Raw genomic sequence first — 13221 nt, 5'->3', positions numbered from 1 at the left:
GGCAGCCTCTCACTTGTCCTTCGCGAGTTCGTACGTCCGGTCCCGCTCGGGGACGGTGGTGTCGCTGCCGGGCGCGACGAGGGCGAGCCGGACCCGCTTGGCGAACGACTCGGCGTAGGTGATGCGCTGGGCGTCGAGGGCGGACAGTGCGAACGTGATCGGGACGGCGTCGGTGGGCTGCTGGGTGCGGTTGCCCTCGTCGGGCTTGAGCGCGGTCAGTTCGCCGACGTCGAGGACCTTGGCGTTGGTGACGATGATCTTCGACTGGTCGGGGTCGCCCTCGCGTGCGCCCTCGAAGGTGGCGTAGACGTTGACCGCGGCGCCGGGTGTGATCTTGCCGGCCACGCCGGTCGCCGAGTCGATCATGATGGCGACCTCCTGCTGGCCGGGCTGGAGGGCCGGCTGGCGGACGATCATGTCCGACTGGAGCAGGGAGCCCGCTTCCAGCGTGGTCACGGCGATCTTGCCCTGGATCTCCCGCAGATCGGTGACCGCGTTGTCGGACAGCCACCGTTCGGGCATCTTGATCTTCTCGAACTGGCCCGTGCTGAGGGTGGTGTAGGGCGGCACGTCGGATTTCAGCCGGTAGGCGGTGACCTCGGGGCCGACCTTCGACTTCACGTCGCTGATGACGGAGAGCACGCCGGCGAAGGCGCCGAGGGCGCAGACGACCGACAGGAGCAGGAGAATCACGCCGCGGCGCTGACGGGAGTTCATGAACCGTACAACCTCGTTGGGGATATCGGTCGGGCGGGATCGGAACAGTGCTGACGAGCGGTGTCAGGCCTCACCCGACGGCCGTCCGGTTCTCCAGCTGCTTGCGGGGCGGGCTGTCGTGGACGGGTGGCGTGGCCGAGCAGAACACGCACCGGTCGCCGATGACGTCGATGCCGCACCAGTGGCACTGGCTGCGCCGGACGGAGGTGACCAGCTGGTAGAGGACGGACAGGTCGGGCAGGTAGCTGCAGAACTCGACGAGCTTGCCGGTGCCCCACCAGCCGGGCGACTCGGCCGGCAGCTGGGTCTCGCGCAGCCCCTGCACCTTCCAGGAGGGGGCGAGGGTGGTGGTGACCCAGTCGGACGGGAGCTGGCCCTTGGCGAGCAGCATCCAGGTGCCGAACTCGGGTCCGGGGAGCCCGGCTTCGGGGGTGATCCGGACGAGGTGCGGTTCGGGGTGGGCCAGGACGCCGAACTGACTGCCGGGCATCCAGGACTTGGCGTGCGACTTCAGGCCGACGGGGACGCGGTCGAGGCGGGCGACGGAGCCCAGCAGCGCGCCGGCATGGATGTAGTGGACGAGCAGCCGGCCGGCCGAGGCGAGCACACCGGGGCTGATGTCGCAGGAGGCGAGCTGCCGTAACTGGCGGGCCAGGACGGCCAGTCCGAGGGGCGGCAGATCCGGCCGGAACAGGGCGATCCGGTCGCTCTCCATGAGGGAGCGCAGGGTGTACAGCCGTCGCTGCACGGCGGTGGGCGCGGCCTGTGAGCAGACCACGATCACATGGCCGTGGTGCTCGACCAGGGCCTGCATCTCGGCCAGGACCTGCTCCAGGGGCCGTCGTTCGACGTCCCGCAGCACGACGGCGGGCAGGGTGCGTTCGTCCTGTGGTGGCAGCGCCATGTCGGCGCTGGTCACGGCAATGGCAGTTGGCACGCGCAGCTCCCCGTTTCCCCATGCCCGTCGGAACGCCGCGTGTCACTCCGGCGCACCGTGTCGACTTCACTGCGTGACTACCTCAGCACTGTAACCACGGCTCTGTGACCGGAGAACAGCGTTTGTGTAGGTGAGGAGCAACTGTCGTTGCACAAGATGCGTCAAAACGGGGCAGGCTGAGCATCTTGCCCGCCTCATGAGCGACACCGGGAGACCGGCCCGGCTTCCGGCCGCGGCGTGCGCGGCTCCGGCGGCGGCGCAAGTGCCTCTGCCGGCGCTGCGGCCGGACGTACTGGACCCGGCGGGTGCGGCGCTCTGGATGTCCACGGGCATGCTGCTCGACAGGTTGGTCTGGACCTCTTGACAGTCGCTTTGGTCTGGACCATTTTCTTGTCATGTCCCCACACAGACGATCCCTGCGTTTCTGGTCGGGTGCCGTCACGGCTGCCCTGGCCCTCACTGTCACGACCGTCGGCCAGGCCAGCGCCGCCGACGTCAACAACGCCAGGAACGCCGGCTTCGAGTCGGGCCTGAGCGACTGGACCTGCTCGGCGGGCAGCGGTACGACGGTCTCCTCCCCGGTGCGCACCGGCACGGCCGCGCTCCAGGCGACCCCGTCGGGGCAGGACAACGCCCGGTGCGCCCAGACCGTACGGGTGAAGCCCGACTCGACGTACACGCTGGGCGCCTGGGTCCGGGGCGGGTACGCCTACCTCGGCGTGACCGGCACCGGCACGACGGACGTGTCCACCTGGACGCCCGACTCCACCTCCTGGAAGCAGCTGTCCACGACGTTCCGGACCGGCGCGTCGACGACCTCGGTGACGGTGTACACGCATGGCTGGTACGGCCAGGCCGCCTACTACGCCGACGACGTGTCGGTGTTCGGCCCCGACGGGGGCGGCGGCACCGACCCGGGCCCCACGGTCCCGGCCGCGCCGGGCGGACTGCGCGTCTCCGGCACGACGTCCTCGTCCGTCTCGCTCGCCTGGAACACCGTCTCCGGCGCCACGGGCTACACCGTCTACCGCGACGGCACCAAGGTCACGGCGGTCTCCGGCACCTCGGCCACGGTGACCGGCCTCTCCGCCTCCACGTCGTACTCCTTCCAGGTCACGGCCACGAACGCGGCCGGTGAGTCACCGAAGTCGGCGGCGGTCACGGGGACCACGAACAACCCGTCCGGCCCCGGCCCCGCCCTCCCCAAGCACGCGGTGACCGGCTACTGGCAGAACTTCAACAACGGCGCGGCGGTGCAGAAGATCTCGGACGTGCCGTCCCACTACGACATCGTCGCGGTGGCCTTCGCGGACGCCACGGGCACGCCGGGCGCGGTGTCCTTCACCCTCGACTCGGCCGGGCTGAACGGCTACACCGCCGACCAGTTCAAGGCGGACGTGAAGGCCAAGCAGGCGGCCGGCAAGAAGGTCGTCATCTCGGTCGGCGGTGAGCGCGGCACGGTGACCGTGAACGACGCGGCCTCGGCGACCAACTTCGCCGACAGCGTCTGGTCCGTGATGCAGGAGTACGGCTTCGACGGCGTCGACATCGACCTGGAGAACGGCCTGAACGCGACGTACATGACGCAGGCGCTGCGCGCCCTGTCCGCGAAGGCCGGCCCGTCGCTGATCATCACGATGGCGCCGCAGACCATCGACATGCAGTCGACGTCGAACTCCTACTTCCGGACCGCGCTGAACATCAAGGACATCCTCACCGTCGTCAACATGCAGTACTACAACAGCGGTTCCATGCTCGGCTGCGACGGCAAGGTCTACAGCCAGGGCACGGTCGACTTCCTGACGGCCCTGGCCTGCATCCAGCTGGAGAACGGCCTCGCCCCCTCACAGGTCGGGCTCGGCCTGCCCGCCTCCACCCGCGCGGCAGGCGGCGGCTACGTGGCGCCGACCGTGGTCAACAACGCCCTGGACTGCCTGACCAGAGCGGCCAACTGCGGCAGTTTCAAGCCGCCGCGGACCTACCCGGCCCTGCGGGGCGCGATGACCTGGTCGACCAACTGGGACGCCACCTCCGGCAACGCGTGGTCCAACGCCGTGGGACCGCACGTGGACGCGCTGCCGTAGCCGGCGTCCCCTCGTCCTAGAAGAACTCCCCCCACGGCTGGTCCCAGACCTGCTTCACGCACAGGATCAGGAACAGCAGCCCCGCGACGGCGAGCATCACGTTGCTCACCGGGCCGTTGCGCCACTCGCGGGGTGTGCGGGGGGAGTTCAGGAGCCAGATCAGCGTGCCGGCGAGGAAGGGCAGGAAGGCCGCGCCGAGCACGCCGTAGATGATGATCAGGCGGAAGGGCTGGCCCTCGAAGAGCAGGATCATCGGCGGGAAGGTCAGCCAGAGCAGGTAGGCGCGGAACGGCCAGGAGCGCTCGCGCGTCCCCGAGGCGACCTCCTCGCCCTTGGACTGGCCCGTGCCCGTCAGGCGGGCGACGAAGTCGGCGAACATCAGGCTCACGCCGTGCCAGACGCCGATCAGCGAGGTGAAGGACGTGGCGAAGAAGCCGATCAGGAAGAACTTGGCGGTGGCCGAGCCGTACTCCTTCTCCAGGATGTCACCCAGCTGGACCAGGCCCTTGTCGCCGCTGGCGATCGCGACGTTCGCCGAGTGCAGCAGCTCCGCGCCGACGAACAGCATGGCGATGACGAAGATGCCGGTCGTGGCGTAGGCGACGCGGTTGTCCAGCCGCATGACCTTCATCCAGCCGGTGTCGGTCCAGCCCTTGGCGTTGACCCAGTAGCCGTACGCGGCGAGCGTGATCGTGCCGCCCACTCCGCCGATCAGGCCCAGCGTGTTGAGGATCGAGTCCTTCTCGTCCGGGAGGACCGGCAGCAGCCCGGCGAAGGCGTCGGGGAGGTTCGGCGTGACCCGGATCGCCAGGTACACCGTCACCACGAACATGACGCCCACCAGGACCGTCATGACCTTCTCGAACACCGCGTACTTGTTGAACCAGACGAAGACCAGCCCGACCAGACCGCAGGCGATGCCCCACCACTTGAGGTCCATCACGTCGGGGAACAGCGCCTGCAACGGCAGCGCGCTCGACGACATCGCCGCCGCGCCGTAGACGAAGCCCCAGACGACGACGTAGACCGCGAAGAACCACGTGGTCCAGCGGCCGAGGCTGGCCCAGCCGTCGAACAGGGTGCGGCCCGTGGACAGGTGCCAGCGGCCCGCCGCCTCGGCCAGGGAGATCTTCACCAGGCAGCCGATGACCGCGGCCCACAGGAGGGTGTAGCCGAAGTTGCTGCCCGCGATCAGCGTGGCGACCAGGTCACCGGCGCCGACACCGGTCGCCGCGACGACGATGCCCGGGCCGATGTACTTCCAACTCGCCTTGCGCATCGGGGGTGGCTGGGGAGCCTCATGGTCCGTGGTGTTTCCCGTGGTGTCCGCCATGCAGGTCAAGAAATCCCAAAGGCGCCCGCGGGACAAGAGGGCCTGACCGGATCTTCACGCGATGCCCGTAGGACACCCTGCCCGGTCAGGCCTGCGGAGCGTCACGGCTGTCGCCGACCACAGCCGTCCGCCCCGCACGTGCCGAGCTCGAACCACACGGTCTTGCCCGGCCCGTCCCGGTGGCAGCCCCAGCGCTGGGCGAGCGCGTCCACCAGGAACATTCCACGGCCGCTCTCCCCGGCACCCGCGTCCAGTACCCGCGGCACGCGGCGCTCGCCGTCGGCGACCTCGCAGCGCAGTACGCCGTGCGCGGCGAAGAGCGTGAGCCGGAAGCTGCTCCCGGCGTGCACGAGGGCGTTGGTGGCCAGTTCCCCGACGAGCAGTTCGGCCACGTCCGCGACCTCACCGCGCTCGGCGATCCCCCATCCCTCCAGCTGCCTGCGGACCTCCGCGCGTGCCTCGCGGACGGCGGAGGGCCGGGGTGCGTACTCGACCCGCAGACAGCCTGCTCCCAGGGGTGGTTGCGGGAACGGGCCGTAGCGGGCGTCGGGGTCGGGGAGGTGCCGCCCGGAGAGTTGCAGCATGGGTCCAGGGTGATCCCCGGGGGCGGTCCGGCGCAGGGGGAGGACTACCCGATCCCCTACCTGCTTGTGCAGGTGGAAGGCCCCTGGGGGCTACGCGTACTGGAGGCGGACGGCGGCTCCTTCGGCGTCGTCGCGGATGTCGACGTACGCGCAGACCTGACGCGCGTACCACAGCCCCGGGCCCGGTTCGGGGCCGGCGGCCGGCGGGACGAACCCCGCGAGCGGGTCGTCGAGACGCCGGGCCGAGCGCAGTTCGCAGACACAGGCGGGGGCCTCGCCCCACAGCAGGGCGGCATCGCCGAGGGGTGCGAGGGCCGCCGCGGTCTCCGCCACGGCGGCGGCGAACAGCTCGGCGTCGGCTGCGGGCAGTCCCCGGCCCACCGCCCATCTCTGCACGGCCGCGGCCTGCGGCTCCGCGAGGGGCCGCGCCGCGGCCGGAGGCAACGGCAGGGGCACGGCGTCGAGTTCGGCCACGAGCCGCAGCGGGTCCTCGTACACCTCGGTGTCGGGGTGGGTGCGGCGGGCCGCGGCGATGACGGCGGGCCCGGCGGTGCGGGTGTCGTAGGCGCACAGGGCGGTCGTGGACTGGGGGGCGAAGAGGAGGTTGGCGAGGGCCTCGTAGCGGATCCACTCGGTGGTCTCGCGGGCCGAGCGGCCGGCCCGGCCGCTCCAGACGGGCTCCATGACGAGGTGGATGCGGCCACCGGGACCGGCGTGCGCGTTCAGATACGCGGCGGCCTGCGCCACGGCGTTGGCGGCGGAGCCGGTGTACCAGTCGGTGTGCGGGATGCAGGTGACGTCCTTCGCGTCGGTGCCGAGGGCGTCCCGCAGGAGGTCCAGGTTGCGCGGGGCGGCGATGGCCACCGGCGGCGGTTCGCCGAAGGTGCCGAGGGCTTCGCCGAGTAAGGGCAGGGCGGCGGCGACGAAGCCGTCGTCGGAGTCGAAGACGGCCATGCGGTGGTCGAACGAGCCGAGTTGTCCGGTGGTCATGTGATCCCCTCAGGTGGGTGGGTGGGTGGATGGGTGGGTGCGGGGGCGGGGTCAGCGCTGTGCCGTCATCCAGGCCGCGATCTGGCTGCGGTTGCTGAAGCCGAGCTTGCCGAGGATGCGTTCCACGTGGCCTTCGGCGGTGCGGCGGGCGATCACCAGGCGGTCGGCGATCTGCTGGTTGGCGAGCCCCTCGGCGACGAGCCGGGCGACCTCGGTCTCGCGGCGGGTCAGCGGGACCGTGGCGTCCTCGTGCGGTGGCGGGCCGGCGGCCTCCGCGCCGGGCGGGCGGCCCGGCTCCTGGAGCGCGTGTCCGGCCAGCTCCCGCAGCCCGAGCGCCCCGCCCCGCCGGTGGAGTCGTTCGAACACCTCGCGCCCGAGGGCCAGGACGGCCCGCTCCTCGCTGTCCCGGCGTACGGAGTTGAGGGTGTGGGAGCCCCAGCGGCCGGTGTCGATGTCGGCCCAGACGCGGTCGGCGCCGCCCAGGAGCAGCGCGGCGTCCTCGGAGGTGCCGCGCCGGGCCGCGATCGACGCGAGCAGGTCGAGGGTGAGGGCGATGCCGATGACGTCGTGGACGGCGAGTTTCAGCCGCAGCGCCTCACGGGCGTGCCGCTGCGCCCGGGGCCAGTCGCCGAGGACGGTGTGGGCGAGGGCGAGCATGCGCAGCACGTAGGAGCGGACCCACTGCTCGCCGTGCCGTTCACACAGCCGCAGGGCCTGCTCGCAGACCTCGACGGCCCGCTCGGCCTCGCCCAGGAAGCCGAGCGCGCAGGCGAGTTCGACCTGGTCGAGGCCGACGAGGCTGAGGTGCTGGCCGGGCACGGGGCCGCGGGCGACGGTGGCCTCGAAGTGCCGCAGCGCTCCGGGCAGGTCGTCGCCGAAGAGCCGGATGACGCCGATGACGTACTCGGCGTGCGCGGCCTCGGCGGTGTCGCCGAGGGCGTGGGCGAGGGCGAGGGCGTCGGCGGCGTGGCGGCGGCCCCGGGGGAAGTCCCGGGCGGCGGCGGCCAGCAGGCCGGCGACCCACAGGCCGCGGGCCCGTTCCCGGGTCGGTGCGGGGGCGGCGGCCAGAGCCCGGTCGAGCCAGTACAGGCCTTCGCGGGAGGCGCCGCAGGCGTGCCAGTGGAACCAGAGCCTGCCGGCCAGGCGCAGGCCCGCGAGGGCCTCGCCGGGGGCGGTGAGGCTGAAGTCGAGGGCGGCGCGCAGGTTGTCCTGGTCGGCGCGCAGCAGGGCGGCGGTCTCCGGCTGGCCGGGGCCGAACCAGCCGCGCTCGTACTGCTCGGCCCGTCGCGCCATCCAGTCCCGCTGCCGCCGCCGGGCGGCCTCCTCCTGCCCGGTGTCCCGTCGCAACTGCTCCAGCCCGTACTGCCGCAGGGTGTCGAGCAGCCGGTACCGCACGCCGCCGGGTCCGGTCTCCCGGCAGAGCACGGACTTGTCCACGAGCCCGGCCACGGCTTCGAGGACGTCGTCCCGGCGCAGGCCGGGGGGCGGGAGCAGGGTGAGGGCACCGGCGGGGGCCGCCGCGGGCCGGGCGGGCGCACCGGGCCCGTCGGTGGGCCGGACGGGCGCACCGGGCCCGTCGGTGGGCCGGACGGGCACACCGGGCCCATCGGGGGACCAGCCGGGCACACCCGGCCCATCGGTGGGCCGGACGGGCACACCGGGCCCGTCAGTGGACCAGCCGGGCACACCGGGCACGCCGTTGGGCCGACCGGGCAACGCGCGCCCGTCAGTGGACCAGCCGGGCACACCCGGCCCGTCGGTGGACCAGCCGGGCAACGCGCGCCCGTCAGTGGACCAGCCGGGCACACCGGGCCCATCGGTGGACCAGCCCGGCACACCGGGCCCGTCAGTGGGCCGACCGGGCAGCTCGGGCGGGGCGTCGGGCGGGAGCGCGAGGAGTTGTCCCGCGCCTTCCGGAGGGCGGGTGCCGTCGTCCGGGGCGGTGTCCGCGCAGACCGCTTCCGCCGTCTCCAGGTCGAAGCTGCCCGCCAGGACCGACAGCCGGGCCCACACGGTCTGCTCGGGGAGGGTGCACAGGTCGTGGCTCCAGGCGACCGCCGCGCGCAGGGTCTGGTGGCGGGGCAGGGCGGCGGGGCTGCCGGTGGTGAGGAAGCGGTAGCGGTCGTCGAGGCGGTCCAGGAGCTGGTCGACGTCGAGGACGCGCATGCGGACGGCGGCGAGTTCGATGGCGAGGGGCAGGCCGTCCAGGCGGTGGCACAGCCGGGCGACGGAGGCGCGGTTGGCGGGGGTGAGGCGGAAGCCGGGGACGACGGCGGCGGCCCGGTCGGCGAAGAGCGTCAGGGCCGGATAGCCCTGGGCGGCGGACAGGTCGCCGTCCGGGTCGGGCACCGGCAGCGGCCGTACCTCCAGGAGGTGCTCCTCGGTGAGGCCGAGCCGGTGCCGGCTGGTGGCGAGGATCCGGACGCCCTCGGTGCCTTGCAGCAGGGCCGCGGCCAGTTGCGCGCACGCGCCCGCCAGATGCTCGCAGTTGTCGACGACGAGGAGCAGCCGCCGGTCCCGTACCTGTTCGACGAGGGCGGCCAGGGGCGGCTGGGCGGAGCGGTCGTGGAGGCCCAGCGCGTCGGCGGCGGCGAGCGGGACGAGAGCCGGGTCGTGCAGTCCGGACAGGTGCACGCAGCGCACGCCGTCCGGGAAGGCGCGCCGCACCCGGGCCGCGATGCGAGCGGCGAGCCGGGTCTTGCCGACGCCGCCCGGTCCGGTCAGCGTCACCAGCCGTGCGCGGGCCAGCAGTTCGCGGCCCTGGGTCAGTTCGCCACGCCGGTCGACGAAGCTGGTCGTCTCGGCCGGCAGGTGGTGGTCCCGTCGTGGCGCTGATCCGCCCATGATCAGCCAGTCCTCTGAAGGGGTGGGGGTCCGGGGATCCTGGCACTCCGGCTCCCCTTGCGCGGACCCCTTACTCTCCCCCGGGGCGTACATATATGCACGCCAGGGCCACACCTGCGGGTGTACTTCCGCCGGGACGCCTCGACCGCGGTGCCGCACGCGTACACTGCGCGGCCGCTTTCAGTCTTGACCTGCTCATGCCATTGGCAGAACGATATGAGCCACCCGCACCACGTACGTCGCACGGAACAACCCCACCTCCCACAAGGAGATTTCATGCGACTTCGCATACGAGGCTCCGGTGCCCGCACCGGCAGACGCACCGCCGCCCTCGCCGGCCTCCTCGCCCTGGCCCTCGCGGCGCCCCTGTCCGCGACGACCGGCGACGCCACCGCCGACAGCGCCCGCAAGCCGGCCGCTTCGGCGGACGACGTCCGGCAGTACGAGATCCATCTGCACTCGACGGCCGAGGACCGCACGGCACTTCAGCGCGCGGGCGTGACGGTGGACGAGGTCCACGGACACGGCGTCGTGGTCTCCGGCCGCGCCGGCCAGATCAAGAAGCTGCGCACGCTGGGCTACGAGGTCACCCCGCTCGGCGCGGTGCCCGACCGGTCCGCCGGCGAGGACGACGTCCGGCTCCTCGACTTCCCGTCGGCCGACTCGAAGTACCACAACTACGCGGAGATGACGAACGAGATCAACTCGATCGTCTCGGCCAACCCGTCCATCGCGAGCCAGCGCGTGATCGGCAAGTCGTACCAGGGCCGGAACATCGTCGCCATCAAGATCAGCGACAACGTGAGCGCCGACGAGTCCGAGCCGGAGGTGCTGTTCACGCACCACCAGCACGCCCGCGAGCACCTGACCGTCGAGATGGCGCTCTACCTGCTGCGCGAGCTGACCTCCGACTACGGCTCCGACTCGCGCGTCACCGGCATGGTGAACAACCGCGAGATCTGGATCGTCCCGGACATCAACCCGGACGGCGGCGAGTACGACATCGCCACCGGCTCGTACCGCTCCTGGCGCAAGAACCGGCAGCCCAACTCCGGTTCGTCGTACGTCGGTACGGACCTGAACCGCAACTGGAACTACCGCTGGGGCTGCTGCGGCGGCTCCTCGGGGTCGACGTCCTCGGACACCTACCGGGGAGCCTCGGCGGAGTCCGCGCCCGAGGTGAAGGTTGTGGCCGACTTCGTGCGCAGCCGGGTCGTGGGCGGCAAGCAGCAGATCAAGGCGGGCGTGGACTTCCACACCTACAGCGAGCTGGTGCTGTGGCCGTTCGGCTACACGTACTCCGACACGACGACCGGGATGACCGCCGACGACCACGCGGCGTTCAAGACGGTCGGCCAGAAGATGGCCGCGAGCAACGGGTACACGGCGGAGCAGTCCAGCGACCTGTACATCACGGACGGGTCGATCGACGACTACCTCTGGGGCGCGCACAAGATCTTCGGCTACACCTTCGAGATGTACCCCCGCTCCGGTGGGGGTGGGTTCTACCCGCCCGACGAGGTGATCGAGCGGGAGACCTCCCGTAACCGCGACGCGGTGCTGCAGTTGCTGGAGAACGCGGACTGTATGTACCGGTCGATCGGAAAGGAAGCGCAGTACTGCGGTTAGCCCGCGGCTTGCTCTTCCTTTTCCTCGTCCTCTTCCTCGAAGTAGGCGTCCAGGACCGCGTCCAGCCGGGCGTCCCACTCCTGGAAGTGACTCCTGGCCGGCGCCTCGATCTCGATCGGGTACCAGCGCCGGTCAGGGGTGTGGACGGTGACGGTGTACCGCTTGCCGAAGCGGGCCGTCTCCGTCTCGACCGCGCCGATCTCGTCCCAGCGGAACTCGCACTCCTGGTCGTCCAGGGACATGCGGACGCCTCTGTGGTCCGCGACCATCCTGGCGCGGCGGTCGGACGCCTCGAAGACGGGGCCGTCGATGTCGGCTTCGGTGTCCTCCTCCGGTTCGGAGGAGGACACCTCGGCCGTCTCCTCCGACTCGGCGGCGGCCTCTTCGGCCTCCTCGGCGTCCGCGACTTCAGGCTCCTTCTCCGGCCCGTCCTCCTTCGTCCGTCCGGACGCGGGTGACGTGAGCCCGGGGATGAAGGCCGGGTCGAATCCGGCGCCTTCCAGGGGCTGGCTGCTCGAACCTATGCGCTGCTCCACAGCGCAGAAGTATGGTCGAGAAACCTGTGCGGCACACAGTCGACCCCGACTTCGTTATCAGACTCCTACACGAACAGACTCAGCACGGCGGCGACCGCGAACCCCGCCACCGACAGCACGCTCTCCAGCACCGTCCAGGTCTTGAGGGTGTCCCGCTCGCTGATGCCGAAGTACTTGGCGACCATCCAGAAGCCGCCGTCGTTGACGTGCGAGGCGAAGATGGAGCCGGCCGAGATGGCCATGATGACCAGGGCGACGAAGGCCTGGGAGTGGTCGCCCTCGGACAGGAGCGGGGCCACGATGCCCGCCGTCGTCACGATCGCCACCGTCGCCGAGCCCTGGGCCACGCGCAGGACCACCGAGATCAGGTAGGAGAGCACGAGCACCGGCAGGCCCACGTCGTTGAACGTGTCCGACAGGGCCTGGGCGACACCGCTGGCCTTGAGGACCGCGCCGAAGACGCCGCCCGCGCCGACCACCAGCAGGATGTTGCCGACCGGCTTGAGGGACGCGGTCGACACCGTCTCCAGGGACTTGCGTGACCAGCCGCGGCGGATGCCCAGCAGGTAGTACGCGAGGAACAGGGCCAGCGTCAGCGCCACGAAGGGACTGCCGAAGAACTCGATCACCGAGCGGAGCGTGGAGGGGGCTATGGCGATCGAGGAGAAGGTCGCGGCGAGGATGAGCACCAGGGGCGTGCCGATGATGGCGAGGACCGTGCCGAGGGACACCGGCTGCTCGCTGGGCGCGACACCGGCGGCCCGCTGCTCGTCGACGACGGCCTGCTTGGCCTCCTCGGCCGCCTCGACCATGTCCTGCGGCACGGCGACGAAGATGCGGCGGCCGATCCACGCCGAGTAGGCCCACGCGGCCACCACGGCGGGCAGACCGCAGACGATGCCCATGAGGATGACCCAGCCGAGGTCGACGTGGAGGAGACCGGCGGCGGCGACCGGGCCGGGGTGCGGCGGCAGGAAGGCGTGCGTCACGGAAAGGCCCGCGAGCAGGGGCAGGCAGTAGAGCAGGATGGATTTGCCCGAGCGCTTGGCGGCGGCGTAGACGATCGGGGCCAGGACGAAGATGCCGACGTCGAAGAAGACGGGGATACCGAAGATCAGGCCGGTCAGGCCCATGGCGAGCGGGGCGCGCTTCTCGCCGAACAGACCGAGCAGGCGCCCGGCCAATACCTCGGCGCCGCCGCTGACTTCGAGGATCGCGCCGAGCATGGTGCCCAGGCCGATGATGATCGCGACATGGCCGAGGATGCCTCCCATGCCGGACTCGATGGTGGAGACGGCGTCCGACTTCTGGACCGTGCCGAAGAGTTCGGTGACGGACAGCCCGGCGGCGAGGCCGACGGCTATGGAGACCGCGAGCAGGGCGACGAAGGGCTGGAGTCTCGCCTTGATGATGAGGAACAGCAGCAGCACGATGCCGAGCGCTGCGGTGAGCAGGAGTCCGGCCGTGCCGTCGACGAGGAGGAGCAGCCCTCCGGTGTGGGGTGGGGTCTCGGCAGGGGCGGACGCGGCGAGCGGATGGGACATTCGGGGGTCCTCTGCGTAAAGGC

Annotated in this window: 10 protein-coding genes; 2 read left to right on the top strand and 8 right to left on the bottom strand. The window is 71.4% G+C overall.

Going from position 1 to position 13221, the window contains the following annotated elements:
* Positions 1-9: 9 nt before the first annotated feature.
* Both cpaB and RFN52_RS25885 read right to left on the bottom strand, forming a co-directional pair.
* Positions 10-717, bottom strand: coding sequence for a Flp pilus assembly protein CpaB (gene cpaB / locus RFN52_RS25890; protein ID WP_033311243.1), 708 nt, complete (start codon positions 715-717; stop codon positions 10-12).
* 70 nt (positions 718-787) lie between these two features.
* The gene (locus RFN52_RS25885) at positions 788-1621 is read right to left on the bottom strand and encodes a hypothetical protein (protein WP_184854039.1); all 834 of its coding nucleotides are present in this window, start codon (positions 1619-1621) and stop codon (positions 788-790) included.
* Between the two features lie 428 nt (positions 1622-2049).
* Between RFN52_RS25885 and RFN52_RS25880 the strand changes: the two genes are divergently transcribed.
* Positions 2050-3738 carry a chitinase gene (locus RFN52_RS25880; protein WP_184849453.1) on the top strand — a complete coding sequence of 563 codons (1689 nt, stop codon included), beginning with the start codon at positions 2050-2052 and terminating at the stop codon, positions 3736-3738.
* A gap of 16 nt (positions 3739-3754) precedes the next feature.
* Here RFN52_RS25880 and RFN52_RS25875 read toward each other — a convergent pair whose 3' ends face one another.
* From RFN52_RS25875 to RFN52_RS25860, 4 genes are all read right to left on the bottom strand, one after another.
* A complete protein-coding gene (locus RFN52_RS25875) occupies positions 3755-5071 on the bottom strand; it encodes an Nramp family divalent metal transporter (RefSeq protein WP_184849451.1) in 1317 nt (438 codons plus the stop codon).
* A 101-nt stretch (positions 5072-5172) separates the two neighbouring features.
* The gene (locus tag RFN52_RS25870) at positions 5173-5655 is read right to left on the bottom strand and encodes an ATP-binding protein (protein WP_229856427.1); all 483 of its coding nucleotides are present in this window, start codon (positions 5653-5655) and stop codon (positions 5173-5175) included.
* Positions 5656-5745: 90 nt separating this feature from the next.
* Positions 5746-6645, bottom strand: a complete 900-nt coding sequence (locus RFN52_RS25865; RefSeq protein WP_184849449.1) for an anti-sigma factor RsbA family regulatory protein — start codon at positions 6643-6645, stop codon at positions 5746-5748.
* Between the two features lie 51 nt (positions 6646-6696).
* Positions 6697-9489: an ATP-binding protein gene (locus RFN52_RS25860; RefSeq protein WP_311241055.1), complete on the bottom strand. Its 2793-nt coding sequence runs from the start codon at positions 9487-9489 to the stop codon at positions 6697-6699.
* A 276-nt stretch (positions 9490-9765) separates the two neighbouring features.
* On the opposite strand from RFN52_RS25860, the gene RFN52_RS25855 reads away from it, so the two are divergent.
* On the top strand, positions 9766-11118 hold the full coding sequence (locus RFN52_RS25855) for a M14 family metallopeptidase (protein WP_184849447.1): 1353 nt from the start codon (positions 9766-9768) through the stop codon (positions 11116-11118).
* On the opposite strand, the gene RFN52_RS25850 is transcribed toward RFN52_RS25855, so the two are convergent.
* Together RFN52_RS25850 and RFN52_RS25845 are read right to left on the bottom strand one after the other, a co-directional pair.
* The gene (locus RFN52_RS25850; protein ID WP_184849445.1) at positions 11115-11654 is read right to left on the bottom strand and encodes a hypothetical protein; all 540 of its coding nucleotides are present in this window, start codon (positions 11652-11654) and stop codon (positions 11115-11117) included. The two genes, RFN52_RS25855 and RFN52_RS25850, sit on opposite strands and share 4 nt — an antisense overlap.
* Positions 11655-11719: 65 nt before the next feature.
* The gene (locus RFN52_RS25845; RefSeq protein ID WP_184849443.1) at positions 11720-13198 is read right to left on the bottom strand and encodes a GntP family permease; all 1479 of its coding nucleotides are present in this window, start codon (positions 13196-13198) and stop codon (positions 11720-11722) included.
* Positions 13199-13221: the final 23 nt, after the last annotated feature.

This window comes from Streptomyces collinus, assembly GCF_031348265.1.
GTDB lineage: Bacteria > Actinomycetota > Actinomycetes > Streptomycetales > Streptomycetaceae > Streptomyces > Streptomyces collinus.
The sequence above is the reverse complement of the archived record's forward strand: the minus strand, read 5'-3'. Positions and strand labels throughout refer to the sequence as shown.

Coding starts and splice junctions, on each gene's coding strand:
- cpaB (WP_033311243.1), bottom strand. CDS start 717: ATGAACTCCCGTCAGCGCCGCGGCGTGATTCTCCTGCTCCTGTCGGTC.
- RFN52_RS25885 (WP_184854039.1), bottom strand. CDS start 1,621: ATGGCGCTGCCACCACAGGACGAACGCACCCTGCCCGCCGTCGTGCTG.
- RFN52_RS25880 (WP_184849453.1), top strand. CDS start 2,050: ATGTCCCCACACAGACGATCCCTGCGTTTCTGGTCGGGTGCCGTCACG.
- RFN52_RS25875 (WP_184849451.1), bottom strand. CDS start 5,071: ATGGCGGACACCACGGGAAACACCACGGACCATGAGGCTCCCCAGCCA.
- RFN52_RS25870 (WP_229856427.1), bottom strand. CDS start 5,655: ATGCTGCAACTCTCCGGGCGGCACCTCCCCGACCCCGACGCCCGCTAC.
- RFN52_RS25865 (WP_184849449.1), bottom strand. CDS start 6,645: ATGACCACCGGACAACTCGGCTCGTTCGACCACCGCATGGCCGTCTTC.
- RFN52_RS25860 (WP_311241055.1), bottom strand. CDS start 9,489: ATGGGCGGATCAGCGCCACGACGGGACCACCACCTGCCGGCCGAGACG.
- RFN52_RS25855 (WP_184849447.1), top strand. CDS start 9,766: ATGCGACTTCGCATACGAGGCTCCGGTGCCCGCACCGGCAGACGCACC.
- RFN52_RS25845 (WP_184849443.1), bottom strand. CDS start 13,198: ATGTCCCATCCGCTCGCCGCGTCCGCCCCTGCCGAGACCCCACCCCAC.